An 18172-nucleotide genomic window follows, 5' to 3' on the forward strand; every position below is an offset into this window, starting at 1 on the left:
AGGTATTGAACGAAACAGCTATACCAAGGTTGATTGCGCCATCGCGCGCATCGCATCGGAATAGGTGAAGCCAAAAGACGCTGAAAACGCACGGCTCATATGCGCCAGGTCGCTAAAACCGGCCTGCATTGCCGCCTCCATCGGAGGCTGACCCGCCAACACCGCATCCACCGCCAGCCTCAACTTGAGCCATTTTTTGTAGCTCCGCAGTGGCACACCAGAACACTCAACAAACCAATGCGAAAAACGACTAGGAGATAAACCCGCGACCGCCGCCAGGGCATCTCGACTGATATCCCGTCCCAACGCCAGCTGCTGGCTGATTTCCTCGGCTACTAAAGCAAATCGCGGATCCATCGTCTGACGTGGCCTGAGCAAGTTCCCCGAATCTACGAGCGCCCGTAAATCTGTCTCTCGGTCAATGCCCGATAACCACTCCGGTAAGGTATCCAATGGCAACGTCGCCCAGCCATCAACCAGCTTAAAATCGACGCTATCGGGAAGCGGCGCTGCCAATGGATCAAGATAGATCGAACAGACAAAGCCCGACTCAAGGCGATGCTCAGTCTTTGAGGGGAAATACACCGCCCCGGCACTGCGCCGACCCGCGCGCGTTTCAAAAATGAGCTCAGAATCCAGCGCTATGGTTAACTGCGATGCCCAGTGGCTATGCAAACGATTATCGCCGACGCGACCGCGGTAAATTGCCACCCCTTGGGACACAACAATATCGCCACCCCAGTCTCTACTCGTCAACTAGCCTGCCTCGACAGTATTTTTGTATTGAAGGGCATCTTAACGGCATTTCCACAGAAAAATAGGTCGGGAGGCAAACAACGAGAAGTGTGATGACCTAGGAATACGACGTGTTGTTTTAGAAACAGTCACCGTTGATCATCTACGCGTCCCAATAAAGGCACTATTAAGGTCAGTAAACCAAGCTCGATCAAAGAAGATACACTATCTGCTTGAGAGGTATTGGTGCCCGGAGCCGGAATCGAACCGGCACGACCGTGAGGTCGAGAGATTTTAAGTCTCTTGTGTCTACCAATTTCACCATCCGGGCAAAACGCCGACGAGGCTATTGCAGCCATCGCGGTTTTTGTAGAGGCGGCAGATTCTACTGCCTACCCCCCTCAAAAACAATGCCTTAGCGCTGTTCTACACTTGAATCAGCGCTTTTTTTTGACGTCGGATGTGCAACGCGAGCAGCATCAGCAGTAAGCCTGCCGCGCTGCTCAGCGGATAACGAATAGAAAGTACCATTGGGTACAGGCCAGCACGAACCACCGATTTTGCCCATTCTCGCTCGGCAATGGCGTTGGCGAGTTTTGGCGAGTGCTGGTAGTAAAAGGCGACAAATTGTCTGCCAAGACCAAACTGCAACAGCACGCGGTCTCTGAAGTCCCGCAGCAGCTCAACATCTTCGGCAATAAAGCTACCGTAGGCAGCCGTGGCGATAAAACACCCACCACCGCCTCCGCCGGAGCTGCCACCGACACTACCTCCGCTGCCGCCACCGGTATTGCCGCCGTCATTATCCTGCGGCGGAGTGTCGTCGGTATTGTCATCGTCGCCAACACGCTGCGCTAAAAGATCCGCCGCTGCGCTGGCGTTTAGTAAGCCCGGGCCGGTTACATCGTCGTTGCCCGATGCGGCGCGAAATCCGGTGACATCAATGGCGCTATCGCGCGCGGCACTGATTAATTGCGCGGGCGTTGCGGCCGGAAATGCTTCCAACATCAGCGCAAAAACCGCAGCAACATTGGGGGCCGCGGCTGAGGTGCCAAAGAAATTGGGAAAGCCGTCGGGCTCGCCATCTTCGGGGGCTGCACTGCTGGAGGGCGAGCCCAGGAAGGTTGTGTTATTGCCATCGACGCCGGCGAAGGCAGGCGGGTTGCGATTGCTGGCTTGGTAGTTACCCTGGGAATCGAATTGGATGGTTTGGCTGCCACCGCGAGAGGTGAATGGCTCGGGGTCGATATCCGGTGTGGTGTAACGGCTGGGTGCAAACTCTGGTGATTCCCACCACGGCACGGCCGCCACGGCTGCTATGCCCGCGGTAAGCGCGTGCCCCCACGTACTGGGGCCGTTGTAGTCGTATTCAACAGAGTCAGGCGATGTACCGGAAAATAGCAGCCGGAACTCCAAGGGCACCCCCCTCTGTTGCGGGATGTCTCCCTGGCTGCCGGCATAGTGTTCAACGGCCAGGTAAAATGTCTGGGCAGTGCTGCCGGTTTCAAGCAATAAAAACTCGACGGCGTCGCCACGCGGGTTATTGGTGGTGCCCTGTGTATTGGCGCCGCGCGCATAGAAGCTTGCGTTAGTGGTGGTGAGAGCACTGATATCGGCGCGGGTTGTCGCGTAGAGGTCTAAGTCAACTTGCGCGCCATTGCTTGGGTTTACGCTGGCACTGGGTTGATTCCAGTTAAGCAATACAAACGTGGACGCTCGGGCTGGCAGGGTGACCGCCATAAAGTGGTCAGTGCCGCTCTGCGACCAATTGTGAAGATCGCTGCCCGTCGGCGCGTTGCGATTGCCGGCCTCTTCATCAACCAAGCGGTTGCTGTCGCGATAGACAAAGCGATGCCCTTGGTCGCCGTCATTACCGACCGCACTGACATAGGGAATGCCTTTGGCGACACAATTACTGGCCGCAATCGCCGGTAAATCGTCCTGATAACTGGATTCGGTTAGAAATAGAATATCGTCGACGACAATGCTGGCGCCACCATTGCAAAGGTTGCTGATTGCATCGGCGAATTCGCGGCGATTGCCCCCCGCGGTGTGGAATAGAATATCGGCGCCGGGAGCGATGTCGTACACCAGCTCGGCCATAGCGGCGCCTTCATCCGTACCGTCGAAATTCCCACTTTCGTCTCGGCTGCCATCGGCGAGGATGCGCACGGATTGCGGCAAATCGCCACTGTCTTGCGGCCGACTGCCCATTAACGTGCCCGTCTGGCCCACCGCGGGCGTGGTATTGGCGTCACGGACATTACTGGTGTGCGAGAAACTGTCTGAGATAATACCAATCGCTTGACCGCTGCCATCAACGGTATAGCTCGCCGCCAGTTGCTCGCTACGCAGCGCAACGCCTGCTCGGCTTCGGGCTTCACCACGGCGAAGAATGGCCGGCGGGGCAAAACTTGCTTCACTCAGCCACGGCTGCTGACTAAGCTGATCGAGCACATCCAGGTTGGAAATACTGATGCGCGCCCAGCGCCTATCGTTGCTCAGATAGCGCAGATCAACGCCCGCCAGGCTGTGTATTTCGCGGCGCAAAGCCTCGTCCGTGACATTCTCCGGGTTGATGCGCAACGTGATGAACAAGCGCGCTTGCTCCATGCTACTGCGCATCAAGCGCGTTAGCCCGGCGCTGTCTTGTTGGCCGACGCCTGCGCGCATATCCCGCAAATGGCTGCCCAATCGCTCGCTAATGGCAGTGTCTGCCCCCTGACTCAATGTTACTGAGCTCATGCCCAGGCTCAGTATTCCCGCGATCGCACATCCGATTTTTGCTGGGGCTAGGGTCATATCAGGGTCTCATTTAGAAATTGAGGATTGCATTGGCGCGAGAGATACCGCCGTTATTGCATCGATTTGTTGCAGTTGATGTAGCTTCTCTTCACTGTTCAGGCGCAGTGTAATCTGCAGAAAGGTCGCATTCGTCTTCTCCACAGCGTAGTCGTGGAGTTTTAAGCGCTCAAGTTAGTCGGCCAGACTTCCCGCGCGGTAATGCAGCAGAAAACGCTGTTCTGAATTAAACAAAACCTCCGCCCTGCCCCGTTCTATATATTCTCGTAATCGCGGCCCATAAAACCTGTCCGCTCGCCATTGTGCGTCGCCCGCTGAGAGCTTATGTTCCGGGCTTTCGGAGCACGCTAATAACAACGCGCTGGATAGCGTAATCGCGCAAAGCAGCCAATGTATTACGCGCAGCTTCCCCAACACCGATCCCTCACACTGGGTATGACACAAACACGAGGAAAAGGATAAAGCGAAGACGGTCGAGGAACTGTAAGGGATTCACGCAGTGTTCAGCGCCTCGGCGCTATGTCTGCACGGGCTGGCATAAAGGCCAAAGACTACTGCACACTTTTCTGCAGATACATGGTTTAACACTAGTTAAGTTAGGGGTTTTCGCGTCATTTCGCAGCAAAATAGCCGCAGCAATACCATTAGAAAAGGAGACACACTGCACGTTTTTCTGTAACAATAGGGAAAAATACGTATCTGGATTTGTTCCTACGCCAGACCAGAGACATAATAAAACCGTTAGAGCACAGAGGCGGATAAACCATGCGATTTTCAGACCTGAATTGCTTTGTGGACCTAAGCTGTTTTAAACAAACATGCTTTTATGACCTACGACTGGAGGAAGTCGCTCTTAAGGATGTTGCGGAAGCCCTTAACCGCATTGAGCTAATGGACGGTGCAAGCGCTAGGCACGACGCTTTCCACCGTTTACAAATTTCCGCCGAGCAAGCGGAGCAAAACGGTTGGATTGCAACCGCTAACAGCTTGCTGCCAGACCCATTAAGCAATGTGTCAGAAACGGGGTATATGATCTCGCGCTTTGAGCGGGGTGAGCGAGCTGCCATCTTGTTTGCCTTGAGCGAAAACCTGTCGCTACTCGAAGCCATTACCATGAAACGCAGTGACTTGCGTGGCGTCAAGCTAAGCCCCGCGGCCGCGCAGATTGCCAGCCGCCTGACACCGCATTTACACTGTGACTGGCTGTTCTGGCGTGACAGCGACGGTATTGCGGTGCCGCTGAGCAACCTACCCGGCCGCTGGCGCCAAAAAATGCCAATGAGTTGGGAACACTTTAGCCAGGCGCACCGGGGTCATTACGACACTACCCGCCATGTCGGCATTGCCTGATTTCAGATAAAGAAAACGTAAAGAAACACTACAAAACGGCTGATTATTCAGCCGTTTTTTTATGTCTGGAGAAAAATGGAGGCGCGGGTCGGAATCGAACCGGCGTACACGGAGTTGCAGTCCGCTGCATAACCACTCTGCCACCGCGCCTTTAATACTCCAACCGACTGGTTACAAGTATTGGAGCGGGAAACCGGGTTCGAACCGGCGACCTCAACCTTGGCAAGGTTGCGCTCTACCAACTGAGCTATTCCCGCACTTTGAGATGCCAGACAAGAACCCAACAGGGCGGCAACTCAAGAAGGCGCCTATTCTAGCTTCTCGCCGCTTGCTGTCAAGGAAAGTTGCTGATTTATCGCAGTTTTATCTGTTTTCTTCCGCTTTGCCGCGCAAATCAGGCCACGCCGCATGAAGATAGATCAACATTGACCACAGGGTTAATACCGCCGCAACATACAAGCACAGCATATTTGCTTGGTACCACAAACTGCCCTCCACGGGCGGCATCATCAGCAGGCCGATAATCGCGACGATTTGCGCCGTCGTTTTAACTTTACCTAAGTAAGAAACGGCCACGCTGGTGCGCTTGCCCAATTCCGCCATCCACTCACGCAGAGCGGAAATTACAATTTCGCGACCAATGATGACGATGGCAGGCACGGTAAACCAGAGGGTGTTGTAGCGCTCTATCAACAGCGCCAAGGCAACGGCGACCATAAGCTTATCGGCCACGGGGTCTAGAAACGCGCCCAGCGGGGTGGACTGCTCAAGCTTGCGGGCAAGGTAACCGTCGAGCCAGTCGGTCATGCCGGCTATCGCAAATACCGCGGCCGTTGCGATGTAACTACCGGGAAAGTCCAGATAGAACAGGATTACAAACACGGGAATCAATCCAATCCGGAATAGCGTCAAGGCGTTGGGTATATTCATGGGGCTCTCATTTCTTTGAATTGGCGCTATTTTAGGCTTTTTCTAGGCGCTACGCAGTCCTTCATAGATATCACGGGCAATTTTTTCGCTAATACCCGACACGCGACACAGGTCGGCAATACTCGCCTGGCGTACCGCTTGTAAACCGCCAAAATGGCGCAGCAGCTCTCTGCGACGCTTGGCGCCCACGCCGGGAATCGCCTCCAGGCCCGACTGTCGACGCGCCTTGTCGCGACGGGCTTTGTGCCCACCAATCGCAAACCGGTGTGATTCATCGCGGATATGCTGAATAAGATGCAGCGCGGGACTGTTGTCTGGCAAGCTGAGTTCGCGACCATTATCGCCGCGAATCAGCACTTCTAATCCCGCGCGGCGATCGGAGCCCTTGGCAACGCCCACGGTCAGCAGGTCGCGAATGCCGAGCTCATGCAAAACCGTAAGCGCCTGGTTCAACTGTCCTTTACCGCCATCGATGAACAGGATGTCGGGTTTGGGGACTTCGCCGCTGGCGATACGTTTGTAGCGGCGACTCAGCGCCTGGTTCATAGCCGCGTAATCATCCCCCCCGGTAATACCCTCGATATTCATCCGGCGGTAATCCGACTTCAGTGGTCCGTTATCGTCAAACACGACGCAGGAGGCGACCGTTGCCTCACCACTGCTGTGACTAATATCAAAACACTCCAGTCGCGACGGCGGCGCGTCCAAATCAAGCAGCTCCTGCAGGGCTCGATAGCGGCCAGCCATACTCTCTGTTGCCGCCAAGCGATTCTGCAGGTTCTGCTCGGCGGCGGTAATTGCCAGCTGCAACCATTTGGCGCGCTGGCTACGCACCCGGTGCGCGATGGAAACACTGCGCCCTGCTTGCTCACTTAAACTGCTGGCCAGCAACGGGGCATCGTTGAGCTCGATATTGACTACCAGCTCCTTCGGCAAATCCATTGCGCCGCTACCCGTCAGGTAGTGCTGAGCGATAAACGCTTCCACGTGATCTTGGACGCCCTCCTCCAATGCGCTTTTGGGAAAATAACTGCGACTGCCAAGCACCCGCCCACCGCGGACCGATAGTAGTTGTATGCAACACAGACCCGCGTTGATAACACCGGCCACGATATCCAGGTCGCCGGTTTCTCCCTCAATACATTGGCTGGCTTGAACTTGCTGCAGATAACCGATGCGGTCGCGCAGCTCCGCCGCTTTTTCAAACTCCAGGGCCTCGGCACTGCGCTCCATTTCATCGGCCAGTGAGGCCTGCAAATCGGCACTTTTCCCGCTGAGGAACATTTCTGTGTAGGCGACGTCGCGCCGATACTCGTCATCGGAAATTTTGCCGACGCAGGGCGCAGTACAGCGACCAATTTGATATTGCAAGCAAGGCCGACTGCGATTGCGGTAGTAGCTGTCCTCACACTGGCGGACTTTAAAGACTTTTTGCAGCCAGCTCAGGCTCTCTCGCACCGCGCCGGCACTTGGGTAAGGGCCAAAATACGTGCCCTTGGCGCGTTTGCTGCCGCGGTGCAGACTCAGGCGAGGATGACGATGATCGCTGCTCAGGTAGATATAGGGGTAGGATTTATCGTCACGCAGCAGGATGTTATAGGGCGGCCGGTACTGCTTGATGAGGTTTTGCTCCAACAGCAGAGCTTCTCGCTCTGTGCTGGTAACCGTCACTTCAATTTGATGAATGCGCGCCACCAACGCCATCGTTTTATTGGTCAGCCCGGCGCTGCGGAAATAGCTACTCAGCCGGTTTCGCAGATTTTTGGCTTTACCGACATAGAGAATATCGGCCGCTTCGCTGAGCATCACATAGACACCCGCTTTTTGGGTGACCGTCTTTAAAAAGCGCTGGTGGTCAAAACTCTGCGAAGACGCCATATTGTCCTATCAACTACTGCTTGGAGCCTCGATGAGGCCGTGGCGAATGGCCAGTAGCGTCAGTGCCACATCACCATTGACATCAAGCTTTTCAAAGATGCGATAGCGGTAACTGTTCACGGTTTTCGCCTGAATATGCAAGGTATCGGCAATATCCTGCACGCGTAAGCCATTGCCTATCATGATACTGATCTGAATTTCTCGCTCAGACAGGCTGTCAAAGGGCGACGCCGACTGCTCGTCATAACCCCTCAGCGCCAGGGCCTGGGCAATACTGGGGCTTAAATAGCGCTTGCCGCTGGCCACTTGGCGCACGGCGGTCAGCACCTCTTGTCCGCTGTCGTCACCACCCTTCGTCAGGTAGGCCCAGGCGCCGGCTTTCAATAAGCGGCTAGGCATCGGCTCCTGTTCGCAGGCGCTGACGGCGATAATCCGGGTATCCGGCGCAACCTGCTGAAGTTTTCGGGTGGCTTCAAGGCCACTCATGCCCGGCATTCGTATATCCATCAGCACGATATCAGGCCGAAGTTCGCGGCAACGTTGAATGGCCTCTTCGCCATTTGCCGCCTCGCCAATGACACTGATATCGTCCGCGTCGTCTAGCATCCTTGCTATGCCCGTCCGCACCATGGCGTGGTCATCTGCAACCAGCACTGTGATCATAGTGTTACTCCCTGTGTAAGACGCAAACGATACCATTTAGGGATATATTCAGGCTACAGGGAGCTCAGCGAATCAGCTGACGAAACGTGATATTTATGCGTGGACCGCGTTTTGCTCGCTTGGGGAGGCTATGCTGCCAGTGGGATTGGGTCGGCGGCAGCATCAGCAGCAGCGAACCGTGCTCCAGTGCGATACTCATGGGCGGACGGCCCGCCGCACACCCCTTGGGCGAGGGCCGAAGCCGAAAATCCCGACACTCCCCCACGCTGACCGAAGCGATGGCCGGCGATGGCCCCAGCTCACGCTCATTATCACTGTGCCAACCCATGCAGTCCTTGCCATCGCGGTAGTAATTTAATAATGCACAGTTGAATAACAGGCCGTATTTATCAGCCAGTTCGGCTTTTAGCGGTAACAGAGCATCTGGCCACGGCATACTGTCGTGCTGCTGACCACTGTAGCGATAGCTCAGCCCATCGTCGCCGACAAAGCTCACCAGGCGCGGCGTAGGAGACCAACGCCCGAAAACCTGCAGCATCGGCTGCTGCCACATAACGTGATCACGCAACTGCTGGAACAACTGATCCGGCGCCGGTACAAAATCCGCCTGATAAATTAACGCACCGCCGGGAAGTTGTATCTCCCGCTGGCCGGTCGCCATCGTCAGTAGACCCGCGGTTCGATGGCCAACTGCACACCAAAGCGCTGGGCGACATCGCCAATAATGGCATCGGCGAGGGCAAGAATATCCTCGCCCCTGCCCTGCTGGTAATTCACCAGCACAATCGCCTGCTTAGGATGCACGCCGACCGGGCCAAGGCGGCGCCCTTTCCAGCCGCACTGGTCCACTAACCAGGCAGCGGCCAGCTTCACCTGCCCATCGGGCATCGGCCAGTGCGCCATTTCCGGAAAATCGATAAGTAATTGCTTGGCGACATCAGCACTGACCAGCGGATTTTTGAAAAAACTGCCGGCATTCGGCTCAGCGTGCACATCGGGAAGCTTAGCAGCACGGATAGCGGCAACGGCTTGCGCAACGATACGAGGGTGAACCTCCTCGGGTGATTCGCCGTGCTCGACAAGGAATTGCCGCAGCGCAGGATAATCGGTATTGGCGTGGGCGCGATGGCGCAGATGTAGCCCGACTTCAGTAATGATGAATTGATCGCGCAACGCGCCCTTAAAAATACTGTCCCGATAGGCCAGCTGGCACTGCTCTGCCGACAGGCGCCGGCGCTCGCCGAGCTGCCGATCCCAGCCCTCTACCCAGGCCAGGCACTGAGACAGCTCCACCCCGTATGCGCCTATATTTTGCACCGGTGCGGCCCCCACGGACCCAGGAATGGCTATCAGGTTTTCGAGCCCATACCACCCTTGATCCAGACAATACCGCAGCAAGGCATCCCAGTTTTCGCCCGCGGTAACCCGCAGCGCCACGCCGCCCTCAATGGGACTTGCGCTGATACCGCGCTGGCGCATGTGTATCACTAAACCGGGGTAGTCATCACTCAATACTATATTGCTACCGCCACCCAGTACGAGACTTGGCAGGCCGTGCTGCTCGGCGTACTGCAGGGCGTCGCGCAAGTCGCCGTCGCTGTCGATCGCGCTGTAGGCGTATGCCTGCGCCGCTACGCCAAGGGTATTGTGATTGAGCAGTGAGACGTTTTTTGCGATTTCCAACATTAATGTTCTCGCTGCAGAGCCTGTAGCAGCCCCTCTGATGCGTCCTCGACAAGATCTAACACGGCGTTAAAGCCGTCATCGCCGCCGTAGTATGGGTCGGGAACCTCTTCAATCGTGCTGCTGCCAAAGTTCAGCAATAAGGAGACTGTCGCGCTGGCATCATTCGGCGCGATCTCTGCCAAGGAATCCATATTGGCGCGGTCCATCGCCAATATATAGTCAAAGCGATAAAAGTCGGCTTCACACACCTGTCGGGCACGCAGGGCCGATAAATCGTAGCCGCGCCGCGCGGCGAAGGCTTGGCTGCGCTCATCTGGCGACTTACCGGTATGCCAAGCCGCGGTGCCCGCCGAGTCTATCTCGATCTGCGCCTGCAAACCGGCATCAATCACCTTGTGCAAAAATACGCCGTGCGCCGTCGGCGAGCGGCATATGTTTCCCAGACAGACAAATAACACCCGCTTAACCACGGCCTGACTCCAAAATGGCGCGTACCGCATTGAGGTCTTCTTCGGTGTCTACACCGCCGGGAATATCGACACAGCTCTGCGCCACATGTATGCGCACGCCGTTCTCCATGGCCCGAAGCTGTTCCAGGCGCTCACAACTCTCCAGCTCGCCCGCGGGCCAGCTAACAAACTGGTGCAGAAAGCCGACGCGGTAGGCGTAGATACCAATATGCCGCCAGTATTCAACGCCCTCAGGCAGCACCCCCTGGCCATCGGACCATTGGTCGCGGCAATACGGGATGGGGGCGCGGCTAAAGTACAGTGCTAAACCCTGGCGATCGCTCACCACTTTTACCGCATTGGGATTGAAGACCGTCGCGGCATCGTTAATCGGCTCTTTCAGTGTTGCAATGCCGGCCTGAGTATTGGCCGCGAGGTTTTGCGCCACTTGCTCTATTGCCGGTGCGGGCAGCAGGGGCTCGTCACCTTGGACATTGACCACGATATCGTCATCGGCAAGCCCCAATTTGGCAACCACCTCTTGCAAGCGGTCAGTGCCACTCTCGTGCTCAGCACTGGTCATGCAAACTTGCGCCCCAAACGCTTCACAGCGGCGGGCCACGCGTTCATCTTCGGTTGCAATCACCACTCGTTCGGCGCCGCTCTGTGAGGCGCGCAGCCATACATGCTGAATCATCGGCATGCCCGCGATGTCCATCAGCGGTTTCCCCGGCAGACGGCTCGAGGCGTAACGGGCTGGAATAATAACGGTGTAAGACATGGAAACCTCTGGCGTTTAGGCAACTCGGTCGAGTAACTGATCAAGCGATTCAAAAAACGTGTCGGGCAACACGGCATCAACAGGAAGCATCCAGCTATCCGCCGGACTGATCTGTGCGCATTTAACCGCATCTTTCTCCGTCATCACCAGTGGTAATGACGAGTCCTGCTGCAGGTCTTCGGGTCGATATTCGTAGTGGTCGGGAAAAGCCTGCCCCCGACAGTCAAAGCCCAGCGCAGTCAATGCAGCAAAAAAGCGTGGTGGATGGCCAATACCCGCAATTGCATTCACCCGACGGGCATTCTCGGGCCAGTCTGCTGCCGCGCATCGCTCGCCCGAATGAACATTGATCAAGGTGTCGCCCTTCAGGCGCATTTCATAGCCGGATAACGCCGCAAGAACATCGCTTTCAACGCGGCCGTTGCTGATCACCAGATCCACTTCTTCACTGCGCCGCGGCGGTTCCCGCAGCGGCCCAAGCGGCAGGCAGTGGCCATTGCCAAAGCCGCGCGCTGCGTCAACAAGCAGAATTTCAACATCCCTGTAGAGGCGATAATGCTGCAGACCATCGTCGCTGATAATGACGTTGCAAGCGTGCTCGTCCACTAACAAATTTGCAGCGGCGACCCTGTCTGGCGCTACCGCAACCGGCAGGCCGCTGCGCCGCGCCATCAGGCAGGGTTCATCGCCCGCTTCCGAGGGCAGTGTGGCATTGGTGACGAATAAGGGATACTGCGCAGCCTTACCACCATAACCGCGGCTGACGATTCCGGGGCGCCAACCGCGCTGCTGGAGGTGCTGGGCGATCGCTAAAACAGCGGGGGTTTTACCACTGCCACCGACAGCGATATTGCCGACCACAATAACCGGCGCCGAACAGCGCTGTGGGCGGGTATTGCGCCGTCGCAATGCGGCCAATGCGCGAAACAGGCACTCCAGAGGCCAGAATGCATACAGCACTCCCGGCCGCCCGTACCAACGCGCATTCAGCCATTGCTCAAGCTTCACTATCTTCCTCAAAATTGCGGTTATACAACTGAGCGTAGCGTTGCCCCAAGGCCAACAAGTCAGCGTGGCTGCCCCGCTCCAGAATGCGCCCCTCCTCCATCACCACGATTTGGTCGGCACTCTCAATAGTGCTGAGTCGGTGGGCAATCACGATGGTCGTGCGGCCTTTCATGACCTCTTCCATCGCCTTTTGAATATGGGATTCCGCCTGGTTATCGAGCGCCGACGTTGCCTCGTCGAGTATCAGCAGCGGCGCATTTTTCAAAAATGCCCGGGCAATGGCCAAACGCTGACGCTGGCCGCCGGATAACATGACGCCGTCCTCACCGATGACGGTATCGATTCCCTCAGGCAAACTATTGATAAAGTCGCTGGCGTGGGCCGCCTCAACCGCGCGAAGCACCTCTTCACGGCTGGACGATGCCATGCTGCCATAGGCAATATTGTTGTACACCGTGTCGTTGAACAGCGTCACTTGTTGGGTAACCAAGGCGATATTGTGGCGCAGGTTATCCAGGGTGTAATCGCGAATATCAACGCCGTCGAGCAACAGCTCACCTTCGCTGTGTTGATAAAAACGCGACAGCAAGCTGACCAAGGTGGACTTGCCGGAGCCAGAAAGCCCCACCAAGGCTAGCGACGTACCGGGCTCCACATGCAGGTTAATATCGGTAAGCACATTCGGCAGCTCTGGGCCGTAGCGAAAATTGAGGTGGCGGATGTCAATCTCGCCACGCACCCGTTCACACTCGATGCGGCCCTCGTCTTTTTCCTGTTCGGCATCGAGAAACTCAAAAATACTCTCGGCGGCCGCCAAGCCCTTCTGAATCACGCTGCTCACTTCGGCCAGTTGGCGAATGGGTTTGGGCAAAAAGAGCGCCGCGGACAGGTAGGCCACAAAAGAACCGGGTGTCATTTGGCCGGTAAGCCCAAGAGCGATCCATATCAACAGGCCCGTCGCCAACACCACCGGAAATTGAATGACCGTTGGACTAATCGCGTTGTAAAACGCCATTTTAATATTTTGATTGCGGTTTTTTTCGCTTGCCGCCTGAAACCGCTTTGCTTCCTGGGCGCTGCCGCCATAAAGGCGAATTTCACGATAGGCATTAATGCTGTCGTTGGTGACTTGGTTCACCTCGCCCATTGCGTTCTGGATCTTGCGGCTGATCTTGCGAAAGCGCTTGCCCACCCACCACACGGTCACGCCGATCATTGGCAAGGCAAGTAAAAAAACCAGGGTCAGCTGCCAATTCATATACAGAAGGTAGGCCAGCAACCCAATCGCAAAGGTGCCTTCGCGCAGTACCACCTTCAAGGCGTTGACTGCAGCACCCGTCACTTGCTCCACGTTAAAGGTAATTTTCGAGATCAGTGCACCCGTGGAGCTTCGATCGAAATAGCTACTGGGGATGAACTGCATTTTTTGATAGAGCTCTACCCGCAACACGTGCACCAAGCGGTGTGAGATACCGGCAATAAAATAGTTACCCGCGAAAAAGCCCAGCCCGCGACCAACACCCAGTGCCACCAGCGCCACCACGATCCAGGTACGCGCCGAGCCCAGGTGGAAGTCATCACCGCCCAGCGCCCACATCATCTTGGCCGTTACCCCGCCCTCGCCCGGCTTAACATTTCCGCCGATGTAATCGACGATCAGCTGCATCATATCGGCGAGTAAAACCTGCACACCCGAATAGAATGAGAAGCCCAGAACACTGAGCAAAAACAACGGCCAAAATGGGATAACGTACTTTAAAAGTCGGCCATAAATAGCTAAATCTGAAGGTTTTTTGCTCATAATATAAGCCGCCCTAGTTTGGGCTGGCATCAGCTTCCTGTGTGGTAATTCTAAGCTTAACAAAGCCCAGGCGGCCCGCCGCATCCATCGCCGTAACAACTGCTTGATGGGGGCTGTTGGCGTCAGCGGTAATGGTGACCGGGCGCATCGTATCACCGCCCGAGGCATTCTGCAGAGCCTTAAGTAATGCCTCTAGACCACCATCACCCAGTGGTTGTTCATTGACTTGAAAACGGCCCTGCGCGTTGATGATAATTTCGATCAGGTCTGTGTCATCGCTAACCGACTCACCCTCGGCCGTGGGCAACTCCAGCTGTAGACGACTTTCCTTAGTAAAGGTTGTAGACACCATAAAGAAAATCAACAGGAGAAATACCACGTCGATCAGCGGCGTCAGGTTTACGCCGCCGTCATCGATACGCTGCCGGCGAAACTTCACGCCGAGCGCCCCGAGTGGCTATTTTCTTTCATTTGCACATCGCCGTGGACGGCATTAATGAGCTTGATGGTGTCTTGCTCCATCGTCACAACGATGGCATCAATACGGCGCAAGAAATACCGGTGCATAATCAGCGCGGGAATGGCTACACACAGTCCGGAGGCGGTGGTGATCAGTGCCTCGGAAATACCTCCAGCCAGTACCCCCGCATTTCCGGTCCCCTGCACCATGATCTCGCTGAATACCCGGATCATGCCGACCACGGTTCCCAGCAAGCCCAGTAGCGGGGTAACAGCAGCAATTGTTCCCAGGGCATTGAGGTAGCGTTCCAGCTCGTGAATAACATGGGAGGCCGCGTCTTCGATGCTCTCTTTCATAATATCGCGGCCGTGTTTGGCGTTGCCAAGCCCGGCGGCAATGATTTCACCAAGTGGTGAGCCCTTGCGCAGTTGGCGAAGTTTTTCATTATCCAGTTGCTTGTTTTGCATCCAGCCCCACACCTGATTGAGCAAATTGCGCGGGGCGACCTTGTCGGGGTTCAGCGCTAAAAACCGTTCTACACAAATTGCCAGGGCGAGAATGGAAGATAGGATGATTGGTAGCATTAGCCAGCCACCAGCTTTGACGAGTTCCAGCACAGCACAGCCTCTTTATTTTTGTCGCTGCATTATACAGCGATGCTGACAATGAAAAAGTCATCATGGCCCTGAATCCGGTATGGCGCACACATCTTTGGGGGTAATCTGCCAGAAGTAGCGCTTTTTCCCGTCATATCGCAAAAGTTGCATGCCGTTGCTGGTCATCTCGAAATGCACACTACCGTGGATACCCGTTTGCCAACAGCGGCTCCCCAGCCTTTGGAAACGCTCGGTAACGTCTTTGGCCGGGTGCCCATAGGAGTTAAACCGCGAGGCCGCAAAGACGACGTGCTCGGCTTGGGTAGCACGAAGAAATACATTAGAAGAAGAGCTCTTACTGCCGTGGTGCGCCGCCAGAAGCATGTCTAGCCCAGCCTCTGGGGGCCAACTCCGCGCCAGCTCTGCTTCAATACCACGCTCAATATCGCCGGTCAGCAGCACTCGATGATCGCCAGCGCGAATAAGCAGAACGCAGCTGCGGTTATTGCTCTTGCTGTCACGAGAGGGTAAATAGCGTAAAAAACGGTATTCCACACCCTCCCACACCCAAGGTGAAGCGTGATGACAGTTTTTCGCCGCCAATTCGCGGTGTCGCTCGGGTTCGCCGGACAGTACCTGCTTCACCGGCACCGCGCTCACCAGCCTGTCGGCCGCGCCGGCGTGATCGCGATCTCCGTGGCTGAGAACTAAGCGGTCGACCCGGTGAATGCCGCGGCGACGGAGCAGCGGAAGTAGCACCGCATCAACACTGTTGTAGCGCGCCGAGAAGCTCGGCCCGGTGTCGTAGATCAATGCACGCCGCCCTTGTTGAACCAACACCGACAAGCCCTGACCCACATCTAACACACTCACCCATACATGGCCGGGTGGTGGCGATGGTGGTGTTTGTAGCAAACCGAGCCCGGCAAAAATCACCGCCAAGGGGCGACCCAGTACGCCGCGGGGCAACAACAGTAAACCCGCAGCCAACAGTAGGCACAGGATCGATAAAACGCTAAGTGCGGGCTGCCAATATGGCAGCTGTGACAGCAGTTCAAGATAATTAAACAGCCACTTGAGCAACGAATTCGCGGCAGAAAATAGGCCAAAATCGGGCAAGCCTAGCCAAGCCGCCAATAACGCGATAAAGAGCACCGGCATAATGACCAGCGCGAGCGCCGGAATTGCCACTAAATTTGCCGGCAATGCCGCAACGCCTGAGCCGAAACCCCAAATCGCCAGCACCGGCAATAATACGAATAACAGTTGCGCTTGAAGAAGCGGCAGTTTGCGCCACGCGGCCTGGCCCGATTGCACCCCCATTGTCAGCATCAGCAACACGCCCACAGCAACAAATGACAGATAAAACCCAGCGCTGTGCAGTGCCAGTGGGTCGCGAATTAGCACCAATACCAGCGCAATCTGAAGGCCCTGCCACGGCGATATGCGCCGCTGTAATAGCAGCCCGACGCATAGCACGGCGGCCATGATTAATGCCCGCTGAGTGGGCAGCGTAAACCCGGCCATTGCGGCATAAGCGCTGGCCAGAGCAAACCCAAGAGTCGGCCCCAGCCACACACTGCCCTGCCCGCCTCGTGTCAATACGGCGCCAAGCAGGCGAGCCAGAACAAAGCCCCAAGCCATAACAATGCCAATATGCATACCTGATATGGCCATCAGGTGACTGGTGCCGGTTCGGGAAAGCAGCGCCCAATCCTCGTCGCTGACATCGCGCCGATCCGCGTAGAGCAGCGCCCGCATAATACCCTGCCGCGACAGGCCAACGAGCGCCTCGCGCTGCTGACTCAACAAGCGATTACGCACTTGCTGATAGCGAACACCAATACTGGCTGCGTGTTCAGTCCCTGCGATTGGCACAATGGCTTTGGCATAACCGCGCCCGGCGTAGCCGTTGGCAATCAGCCACTGGCCGTAGTCAAACGCACCCACTGACCGGGCACCCGTTGGCGGTCGCAAGCGCAGCGTCAACCTCGCCCAGGTGCCAGCTAGAGGGGGGCGGGCGCCGTAATAGTTCACACGGTATCGGGCGCGACCGGCGGGGCAGTAGCCGTCGGCACACTGCCCGGCGGCCAACTGAATATCAAAGCGATAGTAAACCCGCCCATAGCCACTCTGTTCCTCAATTGGGCCGAGGATAAGGGCGTCGAAAACCGCCTTTGTCGGCATGTCTCCTGCCGGGGGAAGCTGAGCGAAACGCTGCTCGCAATAATGGGCGCTGTAGCCGCAAGCGAGGAAAAACGCTACCGCTGCGCTGCGCCACTGCCGTTTTACCATCAGGCCAGCAGCAATCGCAGCGCCGACGAGCAGGCGCCAGTCGATGACCTCTGGCAGAAAAGGAGGCACTGCCAGCCCGGCTGCAGCAAATGTCATCCATGACAACATACTGGTCTCGCTCTCGACTTACATGCATAATACCGCCGCATGGCACTGTGCTAGCGGCTGTCATGTGCATTCATTTTACGTAAAGTGGGGCCAATGGCTCGTAAATTCTTCAAGCGATGGCTTCCGGCTCCCGAGCGCATGCGTGAACACCCCTCAGTGCGCGTGTTCGGCAGTCTTCTTCACGAACCCAATCTGTGGCATTTAAATCGCCGTTCAGTGACCTTTGCGTTTTTTATTGGTCTGTTCACTGCCTTTGTGCCCATTCCCACACAAATGCTCCTTGCGGCACTGCTGGCTATTTTGCTGCGGGCAAATCTGCCGCTATCGGTAATGCTGGTATGGATCACCAACCCCGTTACCATGCCGGCCTTCTTCTATTTTAGCTACAAAGTGGGTGCTGCCCTGCTTGATGTGCCTGCCAAGGACTTCGCCTTTGAGCTGTCTTGGCAGTGGATTCAGGATGAACTGATTTTGTTGTGGCGGCCATTCTTGCTCGGCTGCTTGCTGACCGGGCTATTCTGCGGCCTGGTCGGTGCGGTGAGTATCCATATACTGTGGCGCGTGCACGTTGTGCGCCGCTGGCGTAAACGTCAACAGCAGCGCAGAGCAAAAACACCTAACTGACCCCTG

At 56.2% G+C, this 18172-nt stretch carries 16 protein-coding genes and 3 tRNA genes; 2 read left to right on the forward strand and 17 right to left on the reverse strand.

Annotated features, from left to right (window positions below; translation table 11 throughout):
- Nucleotides 1-18 precede the first annotated feature (18 nt).
- The 3 genes from HNR64_RS05000 to HNR64_RS05010 form a co-directional block, all read right to left on the reverse strand.
- On the reverse strand, nucleotides 19-756 hold the full coding sequence (locus tag HNR64_RS05000; protein ID WP_204995462.1) for a helix-turn-helix domain-containing protein: 738 nt from the start codon (nucleotides 754-756) through the stop codon (nucleotides 19-21).
- Between the two features lie 223 nt (nucleotides 757-979).
- Nucleotides 980-1066, reverse strand: a tRNA-Leu gene (locus HNR64_RS05005).
- A 95-nt stretch (nucleotides 1067-1161) separates the two neighbouring features.
- Nucleotides 1162-3480 (reverse strand): S8 family peptidase, encoded by a 2319-nt coding sequence (locus tag HNR64_RS05010; RefSeq protein ID WP_204995464.1) that lies wholly within the window; start codon nucleotides 3478-3480, stop codon nucleotides 1162-1164.
- Between the two features lie 822 nt (nucleotides 3481-4302).
- Here HNR64_RS05010 and HNR64_RS05015 point away from each other — a divergent pair.
- Entirely contained in the window at nucleotides 4303-4887 is a 585-nt protein-coding gene (locus HNR64_RS05015; RefSeq protein ID WP_027872573.1) for a hypothetical protein, read from the forward strand.
- A 76-nt stretch (nucleotides 4888-4963) separates the two neighbouring features.
- Here HNR64_RS05015 and HNR64_RS05020 read toward each other — a convergent pair.
- The 14 genes from HNR64_RS05020 to HNR64_RS05085 form a co-directional block, all read right to left on the reverse strand.
- A tRNA-Cys gene (locus tag HNR64_RS05020) sits at nucleotides 4964-5037 on the reverse strand.
- Nucleotides 5038-5068: 31 nt separating this feature from the next.
- Nucleotides 5069-5144: transfer RNA gene (locus HNR64_RS05025), tRNA-Gly, on the reverse strand.
- A 106-nt stretch (nucleotides 5145-5250) separates the two neighbouring features.
- Complete coding sequence (gene pgsA, locus HNR64_RS05030) at nucleotides 5251-5817, reverse strand: CDP-diacylglycerol--glycerol-3-phosphate 3-phosphatidyltransferase (protein WP_027872574.1); 567 nt, start codon at nucleotides 5815-5817, stop codon at nucleotides 5251-5253.
- A gap of 42 nt (nucleotides 5818-5859) precedes the next feature.
- Entirely contained in the window at nucleotides 5860-7695 is a 1836-nt protein-coding gene (uvrC, locus tag HNR64_RS05035) for an excinuclease ABC subunit UvrC (RefSeq protein WP_204995466.1), read from the reverse strand.
- A gap of 9 nt (nucleotides 7696-7704) precedes the next feature.
- The gene (locus tag HNR64_RS05040; RefSeq protein WP_204995468.1) at nucleotides 7705-8358 is read right to left on the reverse strand and encodes a response regulator; all 654 of its coding nucleotides are present in this window, start codon (nucleotides 8356-8358) and stop codon (nucleotides 7705-7707) included.
- Between the two features lie 64 nt (nucleotides 8359-8422).
- Nucleotides 8423-9019, reverse strand: coding sequence for an alpha-ketoglutarate-dependent dioxygenase AlkB family protein (locus HNR64_RS05045; RefSeq protein ID WP_036255406.1), 597 nt, complete (start codon nucleotides 9017-9019; stop codon nucleotides 8423-8425).
- A gap of 2 nt (nucleotides 9020-9021) precedes the next feature.
- Nucleotides 9022-10044, reverse strand: coding sequence for a UDP-N-acetylmuramate dehydrogenase (gene murB, locus HNR64_RS05050; RefSeq protein ID WP_204995470.1), 1023 nt, complete (start codon nucleotides 10042-10044; stop codon nucleotides 9022-9024).
- Nucleotides 10044-10544 carry a low molecular weight protein-tyrosine-phosphatase gene (locus HNR64_RS05055; RefSeq protein ID WP_204995472.1) on the reverse strand — a complete coding sequence of 167 codons (501 nt, stop codon included), beginning with the start codon at nucleotides 10542-10544 and terminating at the stop codon, nucleotides 10044-10046. Before HNR64_RS05055 ends, murB begins: the two co-directional genes overlap by 1 nt.
- Nucleotides 10507-11274 carry a 3-deoxy-manno-octulosonate cytidylyltransferase gene (gene kdsB, locus HNR64_RS05060; protein ID WP_204995474.1) on the reverse strand — a complete coding sequence of 256 codons (768 nt, stop codon included), beginning with the start codon at nucleotides 11272-11274 and terminating at the stop codon, nucleotides 10507-10509. Before kdsB ends, HNR64_RS05055 begins: the two co-directional genes overlap by 38 nt.
- A 15-nt stretch (nucleotides 11275-11289) precedes the next feature.
- On the reverse strand, nucleotides 11290-12282 hold the full coding sequence (gene lpxK / locus HNR64_RS05065; RefSeq protein ID WP_204995476.1) for a tetraacyldisaccharide 4'-kinase: 993 nt from the start codon (nucleotides 12280-12282) through the stop codon (nucleotides 11290-11292).
- Nucleotides 12272-14083: a lipid A export permease/ATP-binding protein MsbA gene (gene msbA / locus HNR64_RS05070; RefSeq protein WP_204995478.1), complete on the reverse strand. Its 1812-nt coding sequence runs from the start codon at nucleotides 14081-14083 to the stop codon at nucleotides 12272-12274. Before msbA ends, lpxK begins: the two co-directional genes overlap by 11 nt.
- A gap of 13 nt (nucleotides 14084-14096) precedes the next feature.
- Complete coding sequence (locus HNR64_RS05075; RefSeq protein ID WP_204995480.1) at nucleotides 14097-14522, reverse strand: biopolymer transporter ExbD; 426 nt, start codon at nucleotides 14520-14522, stop codon at nucleotides 14097-14099.
- Entirely contained in the window at nucleotides 14519-15160 is a 642-nt protein-coding gene (locus tag HNR64_RS05080) for a MotA/TolQ/ExbB proton channel family protein (RefSeq protein WP_204995481.1), read from the reverse strand. Before HNR64_RS05080 ends, HNR64_RS05075 begins: the two co-directional genes overlap by 4 nt.
- Nucleotides 15161-15220: 60 nt before the next feature.
- Nucleotides 15221-17542 (reverse strand): DNA internalization-related competence protein ComEC/Rec2, encoded by a 2322-nt coding sequence (locus tag HNR64_RS05085; RefSeq protein ID WP_204995483.1) that lies wholly within the window; start codon nucleotides 17540-17542, stop codon nucleotides 15221-15223.
- A 93-nt stretch (nucleotides 17543-17635) separates the two neighbouring features.
- Here HNR64_RS05085 and HNR64_RS05090 point away from each other — a divergent pair, with 93 nt between their 5' ends.
- Nucleotides 17636-18166 carry a DUF2062 domain-containing protein gene (locus HNR64_RS05090; protein WP_204995485.1) on the forward strand — a complete coding sequence of 177 codons (531 nt, stop codon included), beginning with the start codon at nucleotides 17636-17638 and terminating at the stop codon, nucleotides 18164-18166.
- Nucleotides 18167-18172: the final 6 nt, after the last annotated feature.

Origin of the sequence: Spongiibacter marinus (assembly GCF_016906995.1) — a bacterium.
Lineage (GTDB): Bacteria > Pseudomonadota > Gammaproteobacteria > Pseudomonadales > Spongiibacteraceae > Spongiibacter > Spongiibacter marinus.